The 24,316-nt window shown below is 71.2% G+C and carries 22 protein-coding genes; 5 read left to right on the forward strand and 17 right to left on the reverse strand.

Features of this window, described 5'->3' with window-relative positions; genetic code table 11:
• Positions 1 to 60: 60 nt before the first annotated feature.
• From ELY19_RS20920 to ELY19_RS20930, 3 genes are all read left to right on the forward strand, one after another.
• Positions 61 to 1,173 (forward strand): sensor histidine kinase, encoded by a 1,113-nt coding sequence (locus tag ELY19_RS20920; RefSeq protein WP_126198197.1) that lies wholly within the window; start codon positions 61 to 63, stop codon positions 1,171 to 1,173.
• Complete coding sequence (locus ELY19_RS20925) at positions 1,170 to 1,808, forward strand: response regulator (protein WP_126198198.1); 639 nt, start codon at positions 1,170 to 1,172, stop codon at positions 1,806 to 1,808. The genes ELY19_RS20920 and ELY19_RS20925 overlap by 4 nt, the downstream gene beginning before the upstream one ends.
• 67 nt (positions 1,809 to 1,875) lie before the next feature.
• Entirely contained in the window at positions 1,876 to 2,304 is a 429-nt protein-coding gene (locus ELY19_RS20930) for a DUF6069 family protein (protein ID WP_126198199.1), read from the forward strand.
• A gap of 49 nt (positions 2,305 to 2,353) precedes the next feature.
• Here the strand turns inward: ELY19_RS20930 and ELY19_RS20935 are convergent, their stop codons facing one another.
• Genes ELY19_RS20935 through ELY19_RS20950 form a run of 4 tightly spaced genes read right to left on the reverse strand, consistent with a single transcriptional unit; the run spans position 2,354 to position 9,342 of the window.
• Positions 2,354 to 5,536, reverse strand: a complete 3,183-nt coding sequence (locus tag ELY19_RS20935) for an acetyl-CoA carboxylase family protein (protein WP_126198200.1) — start codon at positions 5,534 to 5,536, stop codon at positions 2,354 to 2,356.
• On the reverse strand, positions 5,533 to 7,266 hold the full coding sequence (locus tag ELY19_RS20940) for an AMP-binding protein (protein ID WP_126198201.1): 1,734 nt from the start codon (positions 7,264 to 7,266) through the stop codon (positions 5,533 to 5,535). Before ELY19_RS20940 ends, ELY19_RS20935 begins: the two co-directional genes overlap by 4 nt.
• Before the next feature lie 26 nt (positions 7,267 to 7,292).
• The gene (locus tag ELY19_RS20945) at positions 7,293 to 7,907 is read right to left on the reverse strand and encodes a TetR/AcrR family transcriptional regulator (protein WP_227967001.1); all 615 of its coding nucleotides are present in this window, start codon (positions 7,905 to 7,907) and stop codon (positions 7,293 to 7,295) included.
• Positions 7,908 to 7,959: 52 nt separating this feature from the next.
• Positions 7,960 to 9,342, reverse strand: coding sequence for an MFS transporter (locus ELY19_RS20950; protein ID WP_126198203.1), 1,383 nt, complete (start codon positions 9,340 to 9,342; stop codon positions 7,960 to 7,962).
• 174 nt (positions 9,343 to 9,516) lie between these two features.
• On the opposite strand from ELY19_RS20950, the gene ELY19_RS20955 reads away from it, so the two are divergent.
• Complete coding sequence (locus ELY19_RS20955) at positions 9,517 to 10,449, forward strand: alpha/beta fold hydrolase (protein WP_126198204.1); 933 nt, start codon at positions 9,517 to 9,519, stop codon at positions 10,447 to 10,449.
• A 144-nt stretch (positions 10,450 to 10,593) separates the two neighbouring features.
• Here ELY19_RS20955 and ELY19_RS20960 read toward each other — a convergent pair whose 3' ends face one another.
• The 13 genes from ELY19_RS20960 to ELY19_RS21020 form a co-directional block, all read right to left on the reverse strand.
• Entirely contained in the window at positions 10,594 to 12,099 is a 1,506-nt protein-coding gene (locus tag ELY19_RS20960) for a long-chain-fatty-acid--CoA ligase (RefSeq protein ID WP_126198205.1), read from the reverse strand.
• Entirely contained in the window at positions 12,100 to 13,083 is a 984-nt protein-coding gene (locus ELY19_RS20965) for a phosphotriesterase family protein (protein WP_126198206.1), read from the reverse strand.
• 42 nt (positions 13,084 to 13,125) lie between these two features.
• Entirely contained in the window at positions 13,126 to 14,202 is a 1,077-nt protein-coding gene (locus ELY19_RS20970; RefSeq protein ID WP_126198207.1) for an acyl-CoA dehydrogenase family protein, read from the reverse strand.
• Positions 14,199 to 15,386: an acyl-CoA dehydrogenase family protein gene (locus tag ELY19_RS20975; RefSeq protein WP_126198208.1), complete on the reverse strand. Its 1,188-nt coding sequence runs from the start codon at positions 15,384 to 15,386 to the stop codon at positions 14,199 to 14,201. Before ELY19_RS20975 ends, ELY19_RS20970 begins: the two co-directional genes overlap by 4 nt.
• A complete protein-coding gene (locus ELY19_RS20980; RefSeq protein WP_126198209.1) occupies positions 15,383 to 16,606 on the reverse strand; it encodes an acyl-CoA dehydrogenase family protein in 1,224 nt (407 codons plus the stop codon). The genes ELY19_RS20975 and ELY19_RS20980 overlap by 4 nt, the downstream gene beginning before the upstream one ends.
• A 1-nt stretch (position 16,607) precedes the next feature.
• Positions 16,608 to 17,624, reverse strand: coding sequence for a phosphotransferase family protein (locus tag ELY19_RS20985; protein ID WP_126198210.1), 1,017 nt, complete (start codon positions 17,622 to 17,624; stop codon positions 16,608 to 16,610).
• Complete coding sequence (locus ELY19_RS20990) at positions 17,624 to 18,076, reverse strand: MaoC family dehydratase (protein WP_126198211.1); 453 nt, start codon at positions 18,074 to 18,076, stop codon at positions 17,624 to 17,626. Before ELY19_RS20990 ends, ELY19_RS20985 begins: the two co-directional genes overlap by 1 nt.
• A 34-nt stretch (positions 18,077 to 18,110) precedes the next feature.
• Positions 18,111 to 18,863 carry an SDR family oxidoreductase gene (locus ELY19_RS20995; protein ID WP_126198212.1) on the reverse strand — a complete coding sequence of 251 codons (753 nt, stop codon included), beginning with the start codon at positions 18,861 to 18,863 and terminating at the stop codon, positions 18,111 to 18,113.
• A 12-nt stretch (positions 18,864 to 18,875) separates the two neighbouring features.
• On the reverse strand, positions 18,876 to 19,556 hold the full coding sequence (locus ELY19_RS21000) for an HAD family hydrolase (protein WP_227967002.1): 681 nt from the start codon (positions 19,554 to 19,556) through the stop codon (positions 18,876 to 18,878).
• A complete protein-coding gene (locus ELY19_RS21005) occupies positions 19,553 to 20,542 on the reverse strand; it encodes an NADPH:quinone oxidoreductase family protein (RefSeq protein WP_126198213.1) in 990 nt (329 codons plus the stop codon). The genes ELY19_RS21000 and ELY19_RS21005 overlap by 4 nt, the downstream gene beginning before the upstream one ends.
• Positions 20,539 to 21,345, reverse strand: coding sequence for an SDR family NAD(P)-dependent oxidoreductase (locus ELY19_RS21010; RefSeq protein WP_126198214.1), 807 nt, complete (start codon positions 21,343 to 21,345; stop codon positions 20,539 to 20,541). The genes ELY19_RS21005 and ELY19_RS21010 overlap by 4 nt, the downstream gene beginning before the upstream one ends.
• A gap of 3 nt (positions 21,346 to 21,348) precedes the next feature.
• Positions 21,349 to 22,101, reverse strand: a complete 753-nt coding sequence (locus ELY19_RS21015; RefSeq protein WP_126198215.1) for an SDR family oxidoreductase — start codon at positions 22,099 to 22,101, stop codon at positions 21,349 to 21,351.
• A 204-nt stretch (positions 22,102 to 22,305) separates the two neighbouring features.
• The gene (locus tag ELY19_RS21020) at positions 22,306 to 23,523 is read right to left on the reverse strand and encodes an acetyl-CoA C-acetyltransferase (RefSeq protein ID WP_126198216.1); all 1,218 of its coding nucleotides are present in this window, start codon (positions 23,521 to 23,523) and stop codon (positions 22,306 to 22,308) included.
• A 170-nt stretch (positions 23,524 to 23,693) separates the two neighbouring features.
• On the opposite strand from ELY19_RS21020, the gene ELY19_RS21025 reads away from it, so the two are divergent.
• On the forward strand, positions 23,694 to 24,308 hold the full coding sequence (locus ELY19_RS21025) for a TetR-type transcription factor C-terminal domain-containing protein (protein WP_126198217.1): 615 nt from the start codon (positions 23,694 to 23,696) through the stop codon (positions 24,306 to 24,308).
• Positions 24,309 to 24,316 lie beyond the last annotated feature (8 nt).

Below are 24,316 nucleotides of genomic sequence, written 5' to 3' on the forward strand. Positions count from 1 at the left end.
GCCCCTCCCCTCCGTCGTTCGGCGGACCCGCCGGTCGCCGCGATGTGCTGCAATGGGCGCATGAGGTCGGTGGCGAGCGGGTGGTCGTCGGAGTACGCGGCCGTGCCGGCCTTCGGCATCTGCCTGGTGGGTGCGGTGCTCTGGAGCGCGGGCGGATGGTCCGTCCGGGAGGAGACCGAGGACTTCTACCCGTGGCAGGTGAAGCTCGCCCTCCTGTGCGGCGCCCTGGCGATCCAGCTCCTGGCCCGCCGCCGGCCGGGTGTCGCGTTCGCGATGATGCTGTTCCTGGTCCTGTGGGACCTCGGCTTCGGCCCGTCGGTGGTGCTGTGGATCGCGTTCTCGGACGTGATCTACCTCGCGGTGGCGACGGGCTCCGAGCGCCTGCGGGAGGTCGTGTCGTGGACGGTGCTGGCGATGACGCTCGTCTTCGGCACCTCCGTCACCGTCCTCGGCGGCGTGAAGGCGGGGATGTACGCCGTCCTGATCCTCATCGCCGTCATCTGGTCGCCCATCGGGTACGGGCGTGCGGTGCTGGCGTATCGGCGGCTCGCCGAGCTCGAACGGGAGGAGAGCGAATCCCGCCGTGCGACCGCCCTCGCCGACGAACGGCGTCGCCTGGCCCGCGAGCTGCACGACACCGTCGCCGGCCACCTGTCCGCGGTCGCGATCCTCGCCGACGCCGCGCAGCGCACGCCCGAGAACCCGGCTGTGCTGCAGTCGATCCGCTCCGGCAGCCTCGCCGCACTCGAGGAGATGCGCGCCACGATCAACCTGCTGACCTCCCCCGACGACGCCGCCGTCCGTACCACCCTCGAGTCGCTGGAACCGCTCATCGAGACCGCGGGGGCCGCCGGGGTCGCGGTGCGGCTCGACCTGCCCGACGGTCCGCTGCCCACCGCGGTCGAGGCCGCCCTCACCCGGATCCTGGGCGAGGTCATCACGAACGCCACCAAACACGCCCCCGGCGCCGAGTTGGACGTCGCCGTCGGCATCACGGAGGACCACCTGACCATGACCGCCGTGAACGCGCTCCCGCCCGGCCCGACCGGCTCCGGCGACGGCCTGCGCAACATCGCTTTCCGCGCCGAATCCATCGGTGGTTCGGCGACCGCCGGCCCGGACGGCGGCGCCTGGGTCGTCCGGGCGAGGATCCCGATGGAGGTGGCGCGGTGACGGCGACAGTCGTCCTGGCGGACGACCACGCGGCGATCCGGGCGGGATTGCGCCTGCTGCTCGAGTCCACGGGCGAGGTGCGGGTCGTCGGCGAGGCGGCCGATGGCGCCGCGGCCCTGCGTCAGGCCCGCGCGCTCAAGCCGGACGTCGTCGTGATGGACGTACGGATGCCGCGCGTCGACGGGCTGGCCGCGACGGCGTCCGTCGTCGCCGAGACCGACAGCGCGGTCCTGGTGCTCACGACGTTCGACCTCGACGAGTACGTGCTCGGCGCGCTCAGCGCGGGGGCCAGCGGCTTCCTCCTCAAGTCCGCGGGCGGCGACGAGCTGATCCGCGCGGTCCTGGCCGTGGCGGCGGGCGACGCCGTGCTCGACCCGAAGGTGACCCGCGCGGTGATCGCGGCCATCCCCCGGCCCGCCGCCGAGCCGGCCGCCGTGGACCTGAGCGGCCTCACCGATCGCGAGCGCGATGTCCTCGCCGGGCTCGGCGAGGGCCTGTCGAACCAGCAGATCGCGCGCCGCCTGGACATCGGTGAGGCCACGGTGAAGACCCACGTGTCCCGCGTGCTGATGAAGCTCGGTGTGCAGTCCCGTGTGCAGGCCGCAGTCGTCGCTGCACAATCAGGTTTGAGCTAGGACTTGACCTCAACAATGCTTCGGGTTATTTGATGGACTTGTTCCAGAAACGACCCGAGGAGAGATCATGACCGCCATCGACACCGCATCCCCATCGACGTTCCGCCTCACCCGCACGACCGCCGTGCTCGGCACCGTCGTCCTCTCGCTGCTCATCAACCTCGCACTGTGGCTCGTGGGCCTCGCCGCCGGCGGCGACTTCACCATGACCGACGAGGCCGGGGCCCGCGCCTCGGTCGCCCCGGGCGGCGTCGTCCTCATGACGGTGGCGCCGCTCGCCGTGGGAATGACCGCGGCCGTGCTGCTCTCGAAGCTGTGGGCCCCGATCCTGCGCGTGGCCGCCGTGGTCGGCGCCGCAGCGTCGCTCGGCACCATCGCGGGCACCCTGGCCGCCGACTTCGACGGCCCGTCCACGGTGGCCCTGTCCCTGATGCACGTGGTGATCGCCGCGGTGCTGGTCATCGTCCTGGAGGCGCTGTTCCGCCGGGTGCGCTGAGCGCAGGCGCGCACCGAGCGCCGCACGGAGGACCCGTACCCTCACCCCCTCACCGGGTGAGGGTACGGATCCAGTCCCGGGTGACGGCGGGATCGATCACGTCGTCCAGCTCGAAGGTGGTGGCGGCGTGCAGCGCCCGGCCGCGCTGGTAGGCGAGGGCCAGCAACTGCTCGAAGAGCGCCGCTCGGGCCGCCTCGTCCGGCGCGGCCGCGAGTTCCTTACTGAAACCGAGCCGCACCGCACCCTCGAGCCCCATGCCGCCGATCTCGCCCGTGGGCCAGGCGACGGTGAACTGCGGGGCGTGGAAGCTCCCGCCGGTCATCGCCATCGCGCCGAGACCGTAGCCCTTGCGCAGCACGATCACCCCGAGGGGCACGGTCAGACGTGCGCCCACGACGAAAAGCCGTGAGAACCGCCGTACCGTCGCCTGTTCCTCCGCCTCCGGTCCGACCATGAACCCCGGGGTGTCGCACAGCGAGATCACCGGAAGCCCGTGCGCCTGCGCCAGTTCGAGGAAGTCCGCGAGCTTGTCCGCGGCCTCCGCGTCGATCGCACCGCCGAGGTGGCGGGTGCTGTTCGCGATGAGCGCGAAGGGCTTTCCCTCGACCCGCACCAGAGCGGTGATCACGCCGACGCCGTAGTCGCGGCGCAATTCCAGCGTCGAGTCCTCGTCGACGATCGCGGCGATCGCGGCGCGGACGTCGTAGGCGCGCAGCCGATTCTCCGGGACCACGTGGCGGGCGACCCGCGGGTCGGGCGCGGTCCACGCACCCGCGGCGGGCGAGAAGTAGCCGAGGTACCGGCGCGCCAGGGCGACGGCGTCCGCCTCGTCGTCGGCGACGACGTGGACGACGCCGTTGCGGCGCTGCACGTCGACGGGGCCGATGGCCTCCGGCGGGTACTCCCCGAGCCCGCCGCCGGAGATCATCGCGGGCCCACCCATGCCGAGATTGGCGTCCGGGGTGGCGATCACGACGTCGCAGATGCCGGCCAGCGCCGCGTTGCCCGCGAAGCACCGTCCGGACACGACGGCGATGAGCGGCACCCTGCCGCGCAGCGCGCCGAGCGACCGGAAGGTGGGGACGTCGAGTCCCGCCACGATGTCGAGGTCCGTATCGCCGGGACGGCCGCCGCCGCCCTCCGCGAACAGCACGATGGGCACGCCACGGCGATCGGCGACATCGATCAGCCGATCCGTCTTGGCGTGGTTGCGCCAGCCCTGAGTACCTGCGAGCACCGTGTAGTCGTACGAGATCACCATGGCCTCGGCGCCGTCGATAGTCGCGAGGCCGCCGATGAGGCCGTCCGCGGCACCGGTGGCGATCAGCTCCTCCTCGGAGCGTCGCGCCCGCTGCGCGGGTAGCAGCAGCGCGCCGTACTCGGTGAAGCTGCCCTCGTCCACCAGATCGCCGATGTTCTCCCGGGCGGTGCGCCGCCCGATCCTCCGCCGCTTCGCGACGGCCTCCGGCCGGCCCTCGTCCAGGGTCACCCGGTGCCGCTCGCGCACCTCGTCGAGGTCCGCGCGCGGCCGGTCGAGATCCAGGGCGTCGCCGCCGGCGCCGCCCGTCCCCGCCCCACCGGAGGGGAAGTACGTCACGAGCGGGGTCCCCGCGGTGACGGTCCGCCCGGGCTCGACCAGCACGTCGCCGACGGTGACGGGCACGGCGAGGACCTGCTCGTGTTCCATCTTCATCGCTTCCAGCACCACGAGGGCGGTGCCGGGTTCGGCCTCGGCGCCGGCCTCCGCCACGGCGACGACGGTGCCGGTCAGCGTCGCGCGGAGCACGTCGCCGTCCAGCGCTGCCAGATCCGAGTCGGGCGACGCGGCCGCGGCCGGCTCGGGTACGAGGCCGCCGATGCGGCGCGCGAGGTACCCGGTGTCGACGGGGCCCGAGCGGAATTCGGAGTCGGTGAGGACCGCGCGGAGCAACTCGACGTTGGTCCCGACGCCGTCGATGACGAACTCCCCCAGTGCCGCGTCGGCCTTGGCGTAGGCGCGAGCCGGAGTGGCCGCGCGCACGATCACCTTCGCCAGCAACGAGTCGTACCGGGCGGAGGTGGTCAGCCCCGGTCGGCCGTAGTCGTCGACGCGGACTCCGGGCCCGGTCGGTGGGGTGTAGCCGGTCAGCGTGCCGGCGGCCGGAAGGACGGTGCCGTCGCGTTGCGGGACCTCGAGATTCACCCGGGCCTGCACCGCGGTGCCGTGGGCGGCGGCGGGCTCGCCGGCGACGACGCCGTCGCGGCAGCGGACGGCGGGCGGCAGGCCGACGTCGTCCAATCGCGCCCCCTCGGCGAGGGAGAGTTGCGTGGCGACGAGGTCCACACCCGTCACCTCCTCGGTCACGGTGTGCTCCACCTGGATCCGGGGATTGACCTCGAGGAAGGCGGGCTCGCCGTCCCGCACCAGGAACTCCACCGTCGCGAGCCCGCGGTAGCCGGCGGAGGCGCACAACCGTGCGGCGTGGCGGTGCAGCGCGGCGCGGAGGTCGTCGTCCAGCGCCGGCGCGGGCGCCACCTCGACGAGCTTCTGATTGCGGCGCTGCACGCTGCAGTCGCGGTCCCCGAGGGCCAACGCGGCGAGACCGTCGCCGATCACCTGGACCTCGATGTGCCGGGCGCCGGTCTGCAGTTCCTCGGCGAACACCCGGCCGTCGCCGAAGCCGAGCTCGGCCTCGGAGACACAGGCGCGGTACGCGGACTCGAGGTCGTCGTGGAACCGGGGACCGGGCAGCACCGCTCGCATACCGCGGCCTCCGCCGCCGGCGACGGCCTTGATCATCACACCGTGCGGGCGGCCCTCCGCAAAGGCGCGCACCGTCGCCAGGTCGGCCCCGCCGTCCGTGGCGGCCGGAACGGGCACCCCCGCAGCGACCGCCGCGGCACGGGCCGCGGCCTTGTCGCCGAAGGTGCGAAGGACGCCGGGATCCGGTCCCACGAAGGTCAGGCCCGCGGCGGCGCAGTCCGCCGCGAAATCCGCGTTCTCGGCGAGGAATCCGTAGCCAGGGTGCACGGCGTCGGCGCCCGTCCTCGCCGCCGCCGCCACGATCGCATCACGATCCAGGTAGGCGGCGGGGCCGGAACCCGGGAGTGCGACGGCGGCGTCCGCGGCGGTGACATGGGGCGTGTCGCCATCGTCCTCGGCATGGACGGCCACCGTCGCCACGCCGAGTTCCCGTGCGGTGCGGATGATCCGCAGCGCGATCTCCCCGCGGTTGGCGATGAGCAGCTTCACTTCGACTCCCCCTCGGCCGCGATACGGGCGGCCCGCTCGAACAGTTCACCCTTGCGGACCTTGCCGGTCGCGGTCATCGGCAGTGCGTCGACCACGACGAAGTCGGGCACCTTGTAGCCCGCCATGTTCTCGCGCGCCCAGGCGGTGAGTTGGGCGACGTCGACGGGGCCCGCCGAGACGACGAACGCGAGCGGCACCTGTCCGCGGCGCGCGTCGGGACGCGGGACGACCGAGACGGATCCGATCGCCGGGTGGCCCTTGAGCAGCGCCTCCACCTCGGACGGGAAGACGGACATGCCGTTCACCTTGATCATCTCCTTGGTCCGCGCGAGGTAGTGCACCGCACCCCAGTCGTCGATCTTGCCCACGTCGCCGGTGTGGAGCCAACCGTGGCGGATCGCCTCGGCCGTGGCGTCGGGGCGACGGTGGTACCCGCTGAGGATCGATTCGCTGCGGACCACGATCTCGCCGGTCTCGCCCACGGGGACGGGGGCGCCGTCGGCACCGACGACGAGGATGTCCGTGCCGGGCACCGGAAGTCCGCAGAAGACGGGATCCGCCGTGAGGTCGCGGTCGTCGTCCTGGAAGCCGAGCGTGAAGGTGTCCGCGGTGTGCGTCTCCGTCATGCCGTAGGAGGCCTCGCGGAGCACGCCTCCGGTGAGGGCGCGCCACCGCGCGCGCAGCTCGGGCGTGAGCTTGAGCACGAAGGAGACCGCGAGTGGGTTGACCACGCTGCGGAAGGCCGCACCGTCGACGCCCGGCAGGTCCATGAGCTCGACGTAGTTGTCGACGGTCGCGACCAGGTCCGTGACCCTGTGGCGCGCGATCAGCGCGGCCGCGACCGAGGGATCCCACCGCGTCATCAACACGATCGTCTGGCCGTTGATGAGGGGCTTGAGGATGCCGAAGTCCTCGCCGGCGATCCAGAAGACGGGCAGGAAGTTCAGGCCGACCGGGTCAGCCTCGCCGACGGTGCCGCCGCCCGCCAGCGTAGCCGTGGCCGCGGTGTAGGCCATGTGCCGTTGGGTGTGCTCGCAGCCCTTGGGCAGGCCCGTCGTGCCGCCGGTGTAGTTCAACGCGGCGAGCGCATCCGGATCCGAATCCCGGGCCGGGGCGCGATCCGCAGCTGTCACGCGGTGCCAGTCGCTGCGCGGGTCCGGTGCGGTCTCGAACGGCGGCGACGCGTCCGGGAGCGGCGACGACCCGGCGAGGAGATCGCCGAGTCCGGTGGCGATCACGGTGTGGACCGGCGTCTCGGCGCGGACCGACTCCACCAGGTCCAGCAGGTCCGTCTGCGCCAGCAGTACGCCGACTCCCGCGTCCTCCAGTTCGTGCTGCAGCTCGCGGCCCTTGAGGAGGGGATTGACCGGCACGTGGACCGCACCCAGCTTCAGGATGCCGAGCATGGCGATGGCGAACTGCGGGCAGTTGCCGAGATAGACGCCGACCGCGTCGCCCGGGCGGACGCCCCGGTCCGCGAGCGCACCCGCGAACCGGTCGGAGAGCTCGTCGTACTCGGCGTAGGTCACGTCGCGGCCGTAGAAGGTGATCGCGACCGTGTCCGGCCGGTGCCGGGCCCAGTGCCGCAGGTGTTCCACCATCGCGGGGGTGCCCGCCGGGTACTCGACGCTGCGCGGCACCTGAGCGGGCCAGTTCCGGTCGCGCAGGGCGCGGATCTCGTCCGCGGCGGCGTCGAGCGCGGCGGCGACGTCGGTGGTCCGGTCGGTCATGGGGCTCCTTCGGTGCGTCGGCTCCGTCAGAAGCCGATCAGTCGTTCGGCGACGCGGATCTGATCCGCGACGAACCGCTCGCGGGCGGCGGGACTGTCGCGCGCGACGCGCTTCGCGCCGTGGTGAATGGTGTCGTTGAGGATGGTGACCAGGGCCGCGGGCTCGAGGCACAGGTCGACGGTCTCCGGGGCGAGTGCTTCGAGGTAGGCGGTGTAGCGGCGGTGGGTGCGGCGGGTGGTCCGTCCCCAGATCTCGGCGACGTCGTCCCGGACCGGCGCCATCGCATCGAACAGTGCGACGAGGCCCCCGTTGGCGAAGACCGCGTCGGCGTAGGCGCGCATCGTGGCCGCGATGACCTCGCGCGGTTCCTCGGTGTCGATGCCGTCCAGCATCTGCGCGGACTCCAGTTCCGTGCCGACCCGGTCGACGAGCGCGAGAAGGATCTCGTCCTTCGACCGGAAGTAGGCGTAGAAGGTGGGCCTGGAGGTCTGTGCGCGGGCGGCGATGAGCTCCACCGTGGTGGCCGCGTAACCGAGGTCGTCGAAGCACTCGGCGGCCGCCCGGAGGAGTTGCTCCCGGCGGGTGCCGCCGGCGTCCTTGCGGTTCGCGCGGGCCCGCTCCTGCGATTCGCTGATCGTCACGCTCACGAGTCTGCTCGGCTCCGCTCGCACCTTCAAGGACGCCGGCGCCGACTCACGCCGCCACGGGGATCCCCGGTACCGCGTCCGGATCCTCGCGCACCGCCCTGCCGTTCGTCTCCTTGAGGAAGTAGGCGCTCGCGAAGGTCACGAGGCCCATGGCGGCCAGGTAGACTGAAACGAACGTGGTGGACTGCGTCTCGGCGATGATGGCGGTCATGATGAGCGGCGCGACGCCCGAGACGGCGACCGCCGCCAGCTGGTAGGCCAGCGAGGCGCCCGAGTACCGGATCCGCGGCTCGAACAGCTCGGCCATGAACGCGGCGAGCGGACCGTAGGTGAGGGCCTGCCCGAAGCTGGAGACGAACATCGCGACCGCGAGGAGCCCGACGTTCGTGGTCTCAGCGAGCCAGAAGAACGGGAACGCCCAGGCCATCAGGACGACGGCGCCGATCAGGATCAGCGGCCGGCGGCCGACACGGTCCGAGACCGCGCCGGCGGCCATGATCACGAGCGGCATCACCACCGAGGTGACGAGGACGCACGCGAGGATGGAGTTGCTGTTCATGCCCAGGCCGCCCGCGGAGGGCTTCTTGCTGCCGTAGCTCACGAAGCCCGCGATCGAGACGTAGAACGCGGAGTTCGTTCCGGCCAGCAGGCCTGCGCCGAGCACGATCTTCCGCCAGTGCTTGCGGACGGCCTCCGACAGCGGCGCTGCGGCGACGGCCTCCTTGCCCGCGTTCTTGGCCGCGACCTCGCGCTGGAGGGCCAGGAATTCCGGTGAGTCCTCGATCTTCTTGTGGATGTACATCACGACCGGAACGAGCACCGCGCTGGCCCAGAAGGGAACGCGCCAGCCCCAGCTCAGGAAGGCGGCGTCGTCGAGCACGCCGTTCATCAGGATCATCATCAGGTTGCCGAGCAGCAGGCCGAGCGGCACGCCCATCTGGCCGAAGGTCCCGGCGAAGCCGCGCTTCTTGGGTCCCGCGGACTCGGTCAGAAGCAGCACGACGCCGCCCCACTGCCCGCCGCAGGCGAGGCCCTGGATGAAGCGCAGGGACACCAGCAGGATCGGCGCGAGCGAGCCGATCGCGCTCGCGGTGGGCAGGCAGCCGATGAGGAAGGTGGCCGTGCCCATCGCGACCAGACACCAGATGAGCATCGGCTTGCGGCCGATCTTGTCACCGAAGTGACCGGCCAGGATGCCGCCCACCGGCCGGGCGATGAAGCCCACCGCGAACGTGGCGAACGCCATGAGCGTTCCCATCAGGGGCGACAGGTCCGGGAAGAAGACCTTGTCGAACACCAGGGCGGCGGCGGTGCCGTAGACGAAGAAGTCGTACCACTCGATCGAACTGCTCACCAGCCCGGCCGTGAGGAGTTTGCCGTGCGACTTCTTCACCGGCGCGACGGCACCGGGCTCGTGGGTCTGTGTCATGGATGGCCCTTCGTGAAAGTTGTGATCCCCGACACAGAGAATGCTTGACGTTGACGTTCGTGTCAACCAGGTACGGGAAATTGCTAAGCGTTTGCTTACGCAGATGGGAGAACGTTTCCATGGCTTCGGACCGGTTCCGCACCGGCCGGGGCCACCATCACGTACAAAGAGCCCATGGCACTCCTCGAACCCGATTTCCCGTCCGCCAACGGCCGCGACACCGTGCGCGCCTGGATCTACACGCCCGTGCGCCAGCCCCGCGCGATCGTCCAGGTGATCCACGGCCTCGGCGAGCATTCGCGCCGCTACCTGCGCCTGATCACGGCCCTGCTCGACGCCGGCGTCGTCGTGGCCGCGGAGGACCACGCCGGCCACGGCGCCACCGCGATGAGCTCGGGCGTGTGGGGCGACGCGGGTGACGACGCCGCGCGCGTCCTGGTCGCCGACGCCGCCGCGCTGCGGTCCACGGTCCGGGAGCTGCACCCCGGCCTTCCGTACATCGCGTTCGGGCATTCGATGGGCTCGATGATCGCGCGTGGGCTCGCCATCGCGGAGCCGGACGGCATCGACGGCCTGGCGTTGTGCGGGATCGCCGCGCAGATCGCGGGGCTCGACGGGGTCGTCGACCGCGCAGCGCTCGCCGCGGAGCCCGATCAGGCCGGCCCTGCGCCCGAGCACTACGTGGCGGAACTCTTCGACGGTTTCGTCTCGCGGTTCGGCGACGGCGCCGGCCCGACGGATTGGGTCGCCCGCGATACGGCGGTCGTCCGCGACCACGCGCGCGACCCGTTCAACAACTTCGGAGCGCCACTGTCGGCCCGGTTCCTCCGGGGCTTCATCGAGCTCTACGACGCCGCGAACGGCGCGGCCTTCTACGCCGCCCTCCGGCCGGAGACACCCGTGCTGATCCTCGCGGGAGACCAGGACCCGGTGACCAACTACGGCGAGGGCGCCTACCACGTGGCGAACGCTCTCGTCTCCACCGGTCATCCCGCCGTGCGCACGCGCGTCTACCCGGGCGTTCGGCACGAGGTGCACAACGAGCCGGAGACCCGTGACGACGTGACCGCCGAGCTCCTCGCGTTCATCGACCGCATCATCGGCTGAGGCCGGCCGCCCTGCCTGTGGACAGCTCCCAGCAGGGCGCTGGTGTCCCCGTCACGAATCGGTGTCCCACCAACCGCTGCAGCGGGGGCACCAGCTCCGGCCGGGGACGCGGGCTCCCCGCGGGGAGCGCGCCGCCGGGCGGGGCTACCCGCGCAGTTCGCGTTTGAGGATCTTCCCGGTGGCCCCCTTGGGCAGTTCGGGACGCAGGTAGTAGGCCCGCGGGTACTTGTACGCCGCGAGGTGCTCCCTGGCGTACGCCGACAGCCCCTCCTCGTCGAGCGAGGAGCCGGGGCGCAGCACCACGTGCGCCACCACCTCCTCCCCCAGCCGGTCATCGGGCCGGCCCACCACCGCCGCCTCGACGACATCGGGGTGCGCGTACAGGACCTCCTCGACCTCACGCGGGTAGACGTTGTAGCCGCCGCGGACGATGAGGTCCTTGAGCCGGTCGACGATGAAGAAGTATCCGTCCTCGTCGCGGTAGCCGAGGTCGCCGGTGTGCAGCCAGCCGTTGCGGATCGCCTCCGCGGTCGCATCGGGACGCTTGTAGTAGCCCTTCATCACGTTGTGTCCGCGCACCACGATCTCGCCGACGTTCGCCTCGCCGGGCGGGAGTTCGGCACCGTCGGGGTCGACGGCGCGCATCTCGACACCCCAGATGGGCTTGCCGATGGACAGCACCTTGCGCTGCTCGGCACTGATGTTGAACGTCGCGGTCGACGCGGTCTCCGAGAGGCCGTAGCCCTCGAGGATCGCCAGGCCCGGGAACTTCTCCTCGAACGCGCGGATCACACCGCCCGGGATCGACGCACCACCCGACACGGCGGCGCGGAGGCTCGAGACGTCGCGGCCGGTCGTGTCGACACCGAGCAGCGCGACGTACATCGTCGGCACGCCGGAGAGCACGGTCACCTTTCGACGCTCGATGAGGTCCACCGCCGCCTCCGCGTCGAACCGCGGCAGCAGCGCCACCGACGCGCCGTACCGCACGGCGGCGTTGAGCACGCTCGAGAGGCCGAAGACGTGGAACAACGGCAATGCACCGAGGCCCACGTCGTCCGCCCGCATGCCGAAGAGCTGCGGGGCGATGGTGCAGTTCATGTACAGCTCGAAGTGGGTGAGCTCGGCCCCCTTGGGGCGTCCCGTGGTCCCCGACGTGTAGAGCAGGACGGCGGTGTCGTCGGCGTCCGTCGGATGGATCTCCCCGGTGTCCTCGCCCAGCAACGCGTCGAAGACGCGGGTCCCGGCGGGAGCCTCGCCGCCGACCACCGCGACCTCCGTGACCCCGGCGGCCCGAGCACCGTCGAGGGCCCCCGCCAGCGAGAACGCGGACGTGATGAAGAGCCGCGCATCGCTGTCGGTGAGGTGGTACTCGACCTCGCGCGCGGTGAACAGCGGGTTCAGCGGGACCATCGTCAGGCCCGCCTTGAGGATGCCGAAGTAGGCGATGACGAACTGCGGCAGGTTGGGCAACTGCACCGCCACCTTGTCGCCGGGCGTGAGTCCGGCCGCGAGCAGGCCGGCTGCGAGCCGCCCCGATTCGACGTCGACGGTGCGGTAGCTCAGCTCGGCGTCGCCGGCGAAGACCAGGGACGCAGTGGGATCCGCCGACGCCGACTCCCGCAGCATCGTCGCGAGGTTGAAGGTCATCTACGCCTCCCCTGCCAGCACGCGTCGGGGCACGTCGACGAGCATGGTGTCGATCTGTGCCTGCGTGACGCCGCGCTCGAGCACGTACGGGAAGACGTCCTCGAAGACGTGCGTGTAGTGCCACTGGGTCATGCCCGCCTTGACGTTCGGGTCGATCCAGTCGATGTAGCAGGAGGCGTCCTGGGAGAGCACGATCTTCTCGGCGTAGCCGCGCCGAACCATCTCGATGAGCGTCTCGTTGCGCGCCTCGAACGTGGTCTCGAGGTTGATGCCGAACCGGTCGAAGCCCAGCGTGAAGCCGGCGTCGGCGAGCGACGACAGATGCTCGACGTCGGTGGAGTCACCGCTGTGCCCCAGCACGATCCGGCTCGGGTCGACGCCCTCCTCGTCGCACATCACCCGCTCGACCAGCAGACCGGTCTCCGCGCCCGGGTGGGTGTGCACGGTGATCGGCACACCGGTGGCGTTGTGCGCCTTGGCGACCGCACGCATCACCCGCTCCACGCCGTCGGTGAGTCCGTGGTGGTCGATGGCGCACTTGAGCATCCCCGCCTTGACCCCGGTCTCCCCGATGCCCTCGGTGATGTCGCGGATGAACATGTCCGTCATGGGATCCGGGAAGTCGATCCCCGTCATCGCGGTGAGCGCCGGCCCCCGGTACATGAAGTACCGCGGCACGTCGCGGTACGTGTAGACACCCGTGGCCGCGACGATCCGCACGGGTGTGCGCTCGGCGATCCGCTGGATCCTGGGGATGTAGCGGCCCAGGCCGACCACCGTCGGATCGACGATGGTGCGCACGCCTGCGTCGTGGGCCTTCTGCAGCTGGGCGACGGCGTCGTCCACGCGGGCGTCCTCGTCGCCGAAGTCCTCCGGATAGTTCTGCTGGATGTCCGGCGTGAGCACGAAGACGTGCTCGTGCATGAGCGTGACGCCGAGCTCGGCGGCGTCGACGTCTCCGGTGACGGTGTGGACGACTCCCATGGTTCCTTCTTCCGTTCTCGATGCGCCGGGGCGCGGTGTTTCTCAGGCGGGCAGGTCGATCAGCCCCGCGAGCGCGGCGCGGTGCCGCCCCGGTGTGCCGAAACCGATCTGGTCCGCTTTGGCGCGCTTGAGGTACAGGTGCACCGGCGCCTCCCAGGTCATGCCGATGCCGCCGTGCAGTTGCACCGCCTCCTCGGCCGCGCGGACGGCGAGGTCGGAGCAGTACGCGGCCGCCACGGACACGGCGATCACCGTGTCCGACTCCTCCGGCCCCAGCTCGGCCAGCGTCACGGTCGCCGAACGCGCCGCCGCGGCGGCGGACTCCGCGTCGGCGTACAGCTCCGCCAGGCGATGCTTGAGCGCCTGGAAGCCGCCCACGACGCGCCCGAACTGCTTGCGCTGCTTCAGGTACTCGACGGTGCTGGCGACGCACCAGCGCGCCACGCCCGCCTGCTCGGCGGCGAGCAGCGCGGTGCCGGTGAGCAGGCCCGCACGGACCGCGGCGGCACCGTCGGCGGCGAGCACCGCGCCCCGGGCACCGTCGAACGTCACGTCCGCCACCTGCCGGGTCATGTCCAGCGACGACACGGGGTCGATCCGGACCTCCGTGGCTGCGAACTCGTAAAGGGCGCCGTCGTCTCCGAGCGCCAACAGCACGTCCGCGCCGAGCGCGCCCGCCACCGATCGTGCGGTGATCGTGTCCCCCGCCACCGGAAAGCCCGCCAGCGGTCCGTGTGGATCGACGGAGAAGGGAACGACGAGCGCGGCCGTCCGTGCGCCCGCCGCCAGCTGCCCGGCGAGGTCGCGCGCGCCGGCCGCGACCGCGACCGACGCCGCGATCGACGACGTGAGGAAGTCCCCCGCCGCGCAGGCGGAGCCGAGTTCCTCGGCGACGACGCCCGCGACCGCAGCGCCCGCCCCGGCGCCGCCCAGTTCCTCGGGGACCAGTAGGCCCGTCACGCCCATCTCCGCGAGCTCCGCCTGCAATCCGGGGGCCGGAGCGCCGTCGTAGGCGGCGATCAGGTCCGACGGTGCCACGCGCCGGTCGAGCAGGTCGCGGACGGCGGCGCGGAGGTCGTCCTCGATGTCGCTGCTGAGCAGCTGTGGGGTGAAGCTCACTTCGGCACGTCCTTCCACGGCAGGTCCTTGTCGACCCGGTGTTCCGGCGGGAGGCCCAGCACGCGCTCCGCCACGATGTTCTTGAGGATCTCCGAGGTCCCGCCCTCGATCGAATTGCCCTTGGCGCGCAGGTAGCGGTACCCGGCGTCGCGACCGTAGAAGTCCACCCGGTCGGGGCGGACCATCGTCCAGTCGCCGTACCGCAGTCCATCCTCGCCGAGCAGTTCCAGCTCGAGGCCGGAGAGCTTCTGGTTGAGGCGGGCGAAGGACAGCTTCATCGCCGCGCCCTCGGGGCCGGGCTGCCCGGAGGCGAGCTTCTGCCCGAGGCGCAGGGCCGTGACCCGGGCGACCTCGCTGTCCACCCAGAGGCGGAGCAGGTCGTCGTGGAGGTCCGGCGTGCGCAGCTCGGGCCGGTCGCGCCAGGTCCTCGCGACGACACCGATCATGCCGTCCTCGCGCTGCGACGCGCGGCCGCCGATCGCGACCCGCTCGTTGTTGAGAGTCGCGTTGGCGACCTGCCAGCCCTGGCCGACCGCGCCCAGGCGGTGAGCGTCGGGGATGCGCACGCCCTCGAGGAAGACCTCGTTGAACTCGGCCTCCCCGGTGATCTGTCGCAGTGGCCGCACGTCGATACCCGGGTCCGACATGTCGCACAGGAAGTACGTGAGCCCCTTGTGCTTCGGCTGCTCGGGATCGGTCCGGGCCACGAGGATCGCCCACTGCGCGTTGTGCGCGCCCGAGGTCCACACCTTCTGCCCCGTTACCACCCAGTCGTCCCCGTCGCGAACGGCGCGGGTCGCCAGGCCCGCCAGGTCGGATCCGGCGCCGGGCTCGCTGAACAGCTGGCACCAGATCTCCTCGCCGGTCCACAGCGGGCGCAGGAATCGGTCGATCTGCTCCTGCGTACCGAAGGCGAGGATCGTCGGCGCCGCCATCCCGAGCCCGATCCCGTTGACACGACTGCGATTGTCGGGCGCGCCCGCGGCGGCGAAGCGGGCATCGACGGCCTGCTGCAGCGATCGCGACAGGCCCAGGCCGCCGCGGCCCTCGGGATAGGCGACCCAGGCGAGACCCGCGTCGTACCGGGCGCGGAGGAACTCGAGCGGGTCGGTCGTGGCGGGCGGGTACGCCGCGAGGAAGTCGTCGACGCGCCGGGCGAGCTCCTCCGGGCCCGGCGCCGTCACTTCGCCGCCGCCCGCTTCTTGAGCTCGGCGCGGGCGAGCGAGTTCTTGTGCACCTCGTCCGGACCGTCGGCGAAGCGCAGCGTGCGGATCCCCGCGTAGTACTCGGCCAGCGGGAAGTCCTGGGACAGGCCGCCGGCACCGTGGGCCTGGATCGCCTTGTCCAGGATCCACTGGACCGTCTGCGGGGTGGCGATCTTGATCGCCTGGATCTCGGTGTGCGCACCGCGGTTCCCCACCGTGTCCATGAGCCACGCGGTCTTGAGCACCAGCAGGCGCAGCTGCTCGATCCGGACGCGCGACTCGGCGATCCAGTCGCGGATCACGCCCTGCTCGGACAGCGGCTTGCCGAATGCGATGCGCCCCGACACCCGGTCGCACATCAGCTCGACCGCGCGCTCGGCCACGCCGATCGAGCGCATGCAGTGATGGATGCGGCCGGGCCCGAGGCGGGCCTGCGCGATCGCGAAGCCGTCGCCCTCCTCCGCGATGAGATTGCTCGCCGGCACGCGCACGTCGGTGAACCGAAGCTCCGCGTGGCCGCCGTGGCTGTGGTCGTCGTAGCCGAAGACCTCCATGCCGCGCAGCACCTCGAGGCCGGGGGTGTCCCGCGGCACGAGGATCTGCGACTGCTGGCGGTGGCGCTCCGCATCGGGGGCGGTCTTGCCCATGACGATGAAGATCTTGCAGTTGGGGTTCATGGCGCCCGTGATCCACCACTTGCGGCCGTTGATCACGTAGTCGTCACCGTCGCGGACGATCGACAGGCCGATGTTGGTGGCGTCGGAGCTGGCGACGTCGGGCTCGGTCATGGCGAAGGCGGAACGGATCTCACCGTTCAGCAGCGGCGTGAGCCACCGCTCCTTCTGCTCCGCGGTGCCGAACTCGTTGAGCACCTCCATGTTCCCCGTGTCCGGTGCGGCGCAGTTGAACACCGCGGGCGCCAGATGCAGGCTACGACCCGAGATCTCGGCGAGCGGCGCGTACTGCAGGTTGGTCAGCCCGGCACCGTTCGCGCCGGGGAGGAAGAAGTTCCAGAAGCCGCGGCTACGCGCCTCGGCGCGCAGTTCGTGCAGGACGGGGACGCTGTCCCACGCCCAGCGGTCGTCCAGCTCCGACAACTGCCGGTGGAAGGTCTCCTCCGCCGGATAGACGTGACTGTCCATGAAGTCGTTGACCTGTCCGATCAACTCCGTGGTCCTGGCGTCGTACGCGAAATCCATGTCAGTTCTCCTTCAGTGCGTCGAGGCCGGCGTCGAGCAGCGGATTCACTGCCTCCCCCGCCTCCGCGAAGCCCTCGCCGACGGTCTGGCCGTTGACGTAGCGGTAGTGGATGCCCTCGACGATGCCTGCCAGCTTGAAGCAGGAGAGGGCGATGTAGAAGCCGAAATCGCCGAGGTCCCGGTCGGATCCGGCGGCGTATCGGTCGATGATCTGCTGCTCGTCGAGGAAGCCGGGCGCTTCGCTCACGTCGCTGACGGTGCCGGCGGAGACCTTCGCCAGCCTGCCGTACACGAGCATGAGGGCGAGGTCCGTGAGGGAGTCGCCGATCGTGGCGAGTTCCCAGTCGACGACGGCCGCGGGGCGGTCCTGCGGCGAGACCAGCACGTTGTCGAGGCGGTAGTCGCCGTGCACGATGCCGGGCGCCGAATCCGCGGGTACCCGGGCCTCCAGCGCGGCGTACAGCTCGTCGACCTTCGGGAGGTCCCGGGTGTGCGCGGCGGCGAACTGCTTGCGCCAGCGCTGCACCTGTCGCCCCAGGAAGCCCTCCGGCCGGCCGAAATCGCCGAGGCCGACGCTCGCCGGGTCCACGTGATGCAGGTCGACGAGCGTGTCGACGAGTCGTTCGGAGATGGCGCGGGTGCGGTCCGCGCCCAGCGCCTCGAGCTCCGTCGCCCGGCGGTAGGGCACACCGTCGATCTCGCTCATCACGTAGAACGGGGCACCGAGTACCTCCGGGTCGTCGCAGTAGGCGTACATCACCGGGACGGGGACCGCGGTGCCGCCCAGCGCCGACATCATCCGGTACTCCCGACCCATGTCGTGCGCGGACGGCAGGAGCTTGCCGACCGGGGGCCGACGCAGGATCCAGGACGACTCGCCGTCCGTGATCCGATAGGTGAGGTTGGACTTCCCGCCCGCGATGAGGACGGCCTCGAGCTGCGACCCCGCCCCCTGGAGGTGCTGCGGAAGCCACGTCCCGAGGACGTCGAGGTCGAGACCCGGGTGCTGCTCCGCCATCAGAAGACCACCACGGAGACGGTTTCGGCGACGCATGCGGGGCGGTCGGAGCCCTCGCGCTCGATGGTGACCCGCGCGACGACCTGCTGGCCGCCTGCGCCCGGGATGACCGAGACCAGTTCGACTCCGGCTCGGACCCGGGAGCCGACCGGCACCGGCGACGGGAAGCGGACCTTGTTGCTGCCGTAGTTGACCCCCATCTTCGTGCCCTCGACGGTGTAGATCTGCCACACCAGCATGGGGATGAGCGACAGGGTGAGGTAACCGTGCGCGATGGTCGAGCCGAACGGCCCGGCCTTGGCCTTCTCCGGATCCACATGGATCCACTGGTGATCGCCCGTGGCCTCCGCGAACAGGTCGATCCGCTTCTGGTCGATCTCGACCCAGTCGCTGTAGCCGAGGTGCTCCCCCACGGCCGCCTGCAGCTCCTCGAGCCCGTTGAGTACCCGCATCGTCGAACTTCCTCTCTCCGAACCCGGTCCGGTCCTAGTCCTTGGGCCCGCCGGCCACGTAGACCACCTGTCCGGAGACGAATCCGGCGCCCTCGCTGGCGAAGAAGCTCGCGGTGTGCGCGATGTCGGCGGGCAGGCCGACCCGCTGCACCGGGATCTCCTTGGCGGCGGCGGTCTTGAAGTCCTCGAAAGAGATCCCGATCCGCTCGGCCGTCGCGGCGGTCATGTCCGTCGCGATGAAGCCGGGGGCGATCGCGTTCGCGGTGACGCCGAACCGCCCCAGCTCGAGCGCGAGGGTCTTGGTGAAGCCCTGCATGCCGGCCTTCGCCGCCGAGTAGTTCGCCTGGCCGCGGTTGCCCAGCGCCGAGGTCGACGACAGGTTGACGATGCGACCCCACTTCTCCTGGGTCTGGTACTTCTGCACCTCGCGTGACATCAGGAAGGCGCCGCGCAGGTGCACGCCCATCACGGCGTCCCAGTCGGAGACGGTCATCTTGAACAGCAGGTTGTCTCGGATGATGCCGGCGTTGTTGATCAGGATGGTCGGGGGCCCGAGTTCCTCCGCGACGCGGGTGACGGCCGCCTCGACCTTCTCCTCGTCGGAGACGTCCACGCCCACGCCGATGGCGCGGCCGCCCGCGGCGGTGATCTCGTCGGCGACCACCTGGCAGGCGGCCTCGTCGAGGTCGAGGACGGCGACGGCGTGCCCGTCGGAGGCGAGGCGGCGGGCCACCTCGGCGCCGATGCCGCGGGCGGCTCCGGTCACGATGGCGATGCGCTGGGTCATGGTGATTCTCCTTCAGAGGTGGATGGGGGTCTCGGCGAGCGCGGGGACGAGCCCGCGCAGCGCCGCGCGGGTGGTGCCCGCATCGATGTGATGGATGGCGTGGATGCCGAGAGCGGCGGCACCGTCGACGTTCGGTGTCGCGTCGTCGATGAAGGCGGCGCGCTCGGGGCGCACACCGAGCCGCTCGAGGGCGAGCCGGAAGATGGCGGGGTCCGGCTTGCGCAGTCCCACCTCCTCCGAGATGATCACCGGCGCGAACAGCGCCGCGAGACGCTCACGCGGGTACAGATTCCCGCCACCCCAGCTGTTCGAGACGATCGCCACCGGTACGCCCGCCGCACGCAGGTCGGCGGCCAGCCGCCACATCGCCGGGTCCTCCTGGATCCGGGCGAACATCCGGCGGAGCACGCCGTCGGGGTCGACGGGCGCGCCTGTCCGGGTGCGCAGCGCCGCGGCGAACACGGCGTCGAACTCGGCCTCCGGGAGTTCCCCGGTTTCGAGCCGGTGGATCGGGCTGCCCGCCTCCGCGTCGCGGCCCAGCCAGGCCTTGAGGGTTGCGGTGAAGCTCTCCGGTTCGATGCCCTCCTCGGCGATCCACGCTTCGATGCTGTGCCGCATCGGCGCGGTGAGGACGCCGCCGTAGTCGAAGAGCACCGCGTCGACCCGGGTCTCGGCCGCTGCGGCCGCCGTCACTGCGCCGCCTGGTAGACCACGCGGCCCACCGTCGTGCCGTCGCCGAGACGCTGCAGGCCGTCCGGCACGGCATCGAAGGCGAGCCTCTCGCTGACCAGCGGATTCACGAGCCCCTGATCGGCGAGGGCCGTGAGCTCCGTGTGGCACTGCTGTACCGCAGCCGGGTCGAAGGCGTTGTAGAGGCCCCAGTGCAGGCCGACGATCGAGTAGTTCTTGATCAGAGCGTGATTGAGGGCGACCTCCTGGATGGTGCCACCGGCGAAGCCGACCACGAGGATCCGGCCCTCGAAGGCGATGCACTTGGTGGACCGCTTGTACGTCTCGCCGCCGACCGGGTCGTAGACCACGTCGGCACCGCGGCCACCGGTCTCGGCCTTGACCACCTCGACGAAGTCCTCGGTGCGGCGGTCGACCACGACGTCGGCGCCGAGAGCGCGAGCGACCTCGGCCTTCTCCGGACCGCCGACCACGCCGATGACCTTCGCGCCGGCGGCCTTGCCGAGCTGGACGGCCGCGCTGCCCACGCCGCCGGCGGCGGCGTGCACCAGCAGCGTCTCGCCGGCCCGCAGGTGCGCGCGGCGGTGCAGCCCGAACCAGCCCGTCTGGTAGCCGATGAACAGCGACGAGGCCTGCGCATCGTCGAGCGACGCCGGCGCGGGGAAGGCCTGCGCCGCGTTCAGGACCGCGTACTCGGCGAACCCGCCGTGCGGGAGCGCGGACCCGCCCAGAACGCGTTGCCCCACCGAGAAGCCGTCGACGCCCTCACCGACGGCGACGACCTCGCCGCACAGCTCGACACCGGGCGTGAACGGCAGGTCCGGCTTGACCTGGTACAGGCCGCGGCACATGAGCACGTCGGGGAAGTTCGCCGCGGTCGCGAGCGTGCGGACGGTGAGCTGTCCGGGCCCCGGGTCGGGCGTCGGGGCGTCGACCTCGCGGAGCACCGCGAGCGGCTCCCCCAGCTCCTGCACCTGCCAGGCCCTCATCGGTCGCCCTCCTTCGTCTCGAGTCGCTGCTGCAGCTTGTTCATGCCGTGCAGCCACTTGTCGGTCGCCGTCGCGCGGACGGAGTAGTAGCCCGCCACCTCGGGGTGCGGGAGGATCAGGAACTCGTCGCCGGCGAGCGCGTCGGCGGCGGTGGTCGCGACCTGTTCGGGCGTGAGCGCGGAGTCGCGGCTGAGCAGCTCCTCCAGTTCGCCGGAGCGCTCGAGCATGCCGGTCTTCACGCCCTGCGGGCAGATCGCCTGGACGACCACGCCGCGGTGCCGGTAGGTCGCGGAGAGCCATTCGGCGAAGGCGACGGCGGCGTGCTTGGTCACCGAGTACGCGGGCGCGCCGAGCATCGTGAGCAGTCCCGCCGCGGACGCGGTCACGACGAACCGGCCGCCGCCGGACTCGAGCCACCCGGGGACGAGCAGGCGGGCGGCGCGCACGTGCGCCATCACGTTGACGTCGAGCGACAATGCCCACTCGGACTCGGGGGTGTCGAGGCCACGGCCGCGATCGACGCCGGCGTTGGCGTACCAGGCGTCGATCGCGCCGAGTTCGCGGCGCGCGGTCGCGACGAGCGCGGCCACGCCCTCCTCGGAGGCGGCGTCGCCGGGGGCCGCGTACGCGATGCCACCCGCGGCGGCGATCCGGTCGACGGTCCGCGCGGCACCGTCGGCATCGAGGTCGGCGACGACGACGCGGGCACCGCGCGCGGCGAGCTCGCGGGCGAGCGCGGCGCCGATGCCGTTGCCGGCGCCCGTGACGACGACGCCCTTGTCCTTCGGTTCGAAGCCGGGCACTGCCTACACCCCGCCGGTGAGCAGGACGCCACCGTCGACGGTGAGCGTCTGACCGGTCATCCAGGCGGCGTCATCGGAGAGCAGGAAGGCGACGACCGAGCCGATGTCGTCCGGAACACCGAGACGCTTGAGGGGGTAGGCGGCGGAGACCTCCTCCTCGCGGCCCTCGTACAGGGCGGTGGCGAAGCGGGTCTTGACCACGGCCGGGGCGACCGCGTTCACGCGGATGTCCGGGCCGAGCTCGACGGCGAGCTCTTCGGTGAGGTGGATCACCGCGGCCTTGGAGACGCCGTAGAAGGCGATGCCGGGCGCGGGGCGCAGGCCGGCGACGGAGCCGACGTTGACGATCGCGCCGCCGTGCTCCTTCTGCCAGGCGGCGTACACCTTCTTGGTCCAGGACAGCGTGGAGAGCACGTTGACCTCGAAGATCTTGCGGGCGGCCGCGGGATCGAGCTCCATGAGCGGGCCGTAGACCGGATTGATGCCGGTGTTGTTGACGAAGAAGTCGGCGCTGCCGAAGGTGTCGATCGCCGTGGCGATCGCCCGGTCCTGGTGCGCCTCGTCGTCCCCCGAGCCCGCGACGGCCACGGCCACCTCGGCCCCGCCCAGCTCCGCGACGGCGGCGTCGAGCGCCTCCTGCTTGCGGGCCGTGATGACGACCTTCGCGCCGTCGGCCACCAGCCGCTGCGCGATGGCGAGACCGATGCCGCGGCTCGCTCCCGTGACGATCGCGGTCTTCCCGGCGAATCGGGTCATACTCTACACCTTCCGTTCAAACTGACTAAGCGCTCGCTTAGTTTGTAGCCTACGACACATACCGTCGTGTGACGACCCGTTGGACCCGCGAACCTCTGTGACGCTCCTCACAGTACGGACACGGGAACCCGTACACCCCGGAAACGACGGAGCGGCCCGCACGTCGAGGACGTGCGAGCCGCTCCGGAACGACCGGGCCGCGAGTCAGCTGAGCCGCTCGATGACCATCGCCATGCCCTGGCCGCCGCCGACGCACATGGTCTCGAGGCCGAACTGCTTGTCGTGCCACTGCAGCGAATTGATGAGCGTGCTGGTGATGCGGGCGCCCGTCATGCCGAAGGGATGGCCGACGGCGATGGCACCGCCGTTGACGTTGACCTTGTCGGGGTCGATGCCGAGGTCGCGCACCGACGGGATCACCTGGGCCGCGAAGGCCTCGTTGACCTCCATGAGGTCGATGTCGTCGATGGAGAGGCCCGCGCGCTGAAGGGCCTGCTTCGACGCCTCGACGGGGCCCAGACCCATGATCTCGGGCGAGAGGCCGGTGACGCCGGTCGAGACGATGCGCGCGAGCGGCGTCAGACCGAGGGCCTTGGCCTTCGTGTCGGACATGATCACCACGGCGGCGGCGCCGTCGTTGAGCGGGCAGCAGTTGCCGGCGGTGACGGTGCCGTCCGGGCGGAAGACCGGCTTCAGACCGGCGATGCCCTCGTAGGTGACACCGGCACGCGGACCGTCGTCCTTGGCGACGACGGTGCCGTCGGCGAGGGTGACCGGGGTGATGTCCTTCTCCCAGAAGCCCGAGGCGATGGCGGCCTCGGCACGGTTCTGGCTGCGGACACCCCACTCGTCCTGGTCGCGGCGGCTGACGTTCTTGAACTGCGCGACGTTCTCGGCGGTCTGGCCCATCGCGATGTAGACGTCCGGAAGGGTGCCGGACTCGCGCGGATCGACCCAGGTCCGACCGCCCTCCGCGAACGTCGCGGTGCGCGCCTCGGCGTCGGCGAAGAGCGGGTTCTTGGTGTCGGGCAGGCCGTCGGCATTGCCCTTGATGTAGCGGCTCACGGTCTCGACACCGCCGGAGATGAACACGTCACCCTCCCCCGCCTTGATGGCGTGGAAGGCCATACGGGTGGTCTGCAGGCTCGAGCTGCAGTAACGGTTGACGGTGACTCCCGGAAGATGGTCGAGGCCGGCCTCGACGGCGATCACCCGGGCGATGTTGAAGCCCGACTCGCCGGCCGGCTGGCCGCAGCCGAACATGAGGTCGTCGATCTCGCGAGGGTCGAGCCCGGGCACCTTGGCCAGCGCGGCCTGCACCATCTGGACCGAGAGGTCGTCGGGCCGGGCCTCCTTGAGCGAGCCCTTCGCTGCGCGCCCGATGGGCGATCGGGCGGTGGAGACGATGACTGCTTCGGGCATGGGAATGACCTCCGAGTTGAACCATTACTAACTAAGCGCTCGCTTAGCGGTGTACCATTTACTCTGCACCACTGAGAGCCGGTCGTCAATGGACCGTTCGCTGTGGTCCCGTTCACAGTAGAGTCACCGCGCCGATGTTCTTCCATCGCGGTACCGCCGGAAGGGAACCGATGACCGAACCCGAAGCACCGTCCCGCGCGGACGCCACTCGCGCGCGGCTGCTCGCAGCGGCCGCGGAGGCCTTCGCCGAACGCGGCTTCCACGGCACCACCACCCGCGACATAGCCGCCGCGGCCGGGATGAGCCCCGCCGCCGTGTACGTGCACTACAAGTCCAAGGAACAACTGCTGCACCAGCTCTCGCGCGTCGGGCATCAGCGCATCATCGACGCGATCGACGCCGTGGACGACGCCTCCGACTCCCCCGCCGCGCGGCTCGCCGCCACGATGCGGGCGTTCACGACGCATCACGCCTCGTCGCACACGAGCGTGCGCGTCGTGAACTACGAGCTGGACGCCCTCACCGAGGAGCACCGGTCCGAGATCGGCGGCCTGCGCCGCGAGATCACCCGGCGCGTGCGCGCGATCGTCGACGCGGGCGTCGCCGACGGCTCCTTCGACACGCCCGATCCACGGATGGCGACGATCGCGGTGCTCTCCAGCGGCATCGACATCGGCCGCTGGTACCACGACGGCGGCGAGATCACCCCCGATCGCATCGGCGACTTCTACGCCGACCTGGCACTGCGCACCGTCGGGGCGCGTGCCACCGAACCCCAGAAGTAGAAAACCGA

This window comes from Tsukamurella paurometabola, assembly GCF_900631615.1.
Lineage (GTDB): Bacteria > Actinomycetota > Actinomycetes > Mycobacteriales > Mycobacteriaceae > Tsukamurella > Tsukamurella paurometabola_A.

Bases quoted from the DNA above. Each gene is read 5' to 3' on its own strand.
- ELY19_RS20920 (WP_126198197.1), top strand. From the start codon at position 61: ATGAGGTCGGTGGCGAGCGGGTGGTCGTCGGAGTACGCGGCCGTGCCG.
- ELY19_RS20930 (WP_126198199.1), top strand. From the start codon at position 1,876: ATGACCGCCATCGACACCGCATCCCCATCGACGTTCCGCCTCACCCGC.
- ELY19_RS20940 (WP_126198201.1), bottom strand. From the start codon at position 7,266: ATGACCGACCGGACCACCGACGTCGCCGCCGCGCTCGACGCCGCCGCG.
- ELY19_RS20950 (WP_126198203.1), bottom strand. From the start codon at position 9,342: ATGACACAGACCCACGAGCCCGGTGCCGTCGCGCCGGTGAAGAAGTCG.
- ELY19_RS20955 (WP_126198204.1), top strand. From the start codon at position 9,517: ATGGCACTCCTCGAACCCGATTTCCCGTCCGCCAACGGCCGCGACACC.
- ELY19_RS20960 (WP_126198205.1), bottom strand. From the start codon at position 12,099: ATGACCTTCAACCTCGCGACGATGCTGCGGGAGTCGGCGTCGGCGGAT.
- ELY19_RS20965 (WP_126198206.1), bottom strand. From the start codon at position 13,083: ATGGGAGTCGTCCACACCGTCACCGGAGACGTCGACGCCGCCGAGCTC.
- ELY19_RS20980 (WP_126198209.1), bottom strand. From the start codon at position 16,606: ATGGATTTCGCGTACGACGCCAGGACCACGGAGTTGATCGGACAGGTC.
- ELY19_RS20985 (WP_126198210.1), bottom strand. From the start codon at position 17,624: ATGGCGGAGCAGCACCCGGGTCTCGACCTCGACGTCCTCGGGACGTGG.
- ELY19_RS20990 (WP_126198211.1), bottom strand. From the start codon at position 18,076: ATGCGGGTACTCAACGGGCTCGAGGAGCTGCAGGCGGCCGTGGGGGAG.
- ELY19_RS20995 (WP_126198212.1), bottom strand. From the start codon at position 18,863: ATGACCCAGCGCATCGCCATCGTGACCGGAGCCGCCCGCGGCATCGGC.
- ELY19_RS21005 (WP_126198213.1), bottom strand. From the start codon at position 20,542: ATGAGGGCCTGGCAGGTGCAGGAGCTGGGGGAGCCGCTCGCGGTGCTC.
- ELY19_RS21015 (WP_126198215.1), bottom strand. From the start codon at position 22,101: ATGACCCGATTCGCCGGGAAGACCGCGATCGTCACGGGAGCGAGCCGC.
- ELY19_RS21020 (WP_126198216.1), bottom strand. From the start codon at position 23,523: ATGCCCGAAGCAGTCATCGTCTCCACCGCCCGATCGCCCATCGGGCGC.
- ELY19_RS21025 (WP_126198217.1), top strand. From the start codon at position 23,694: ATGACCGAACCCGAAGCACCGTCCCGCGCGGACGCCACTCGCGCGCGG.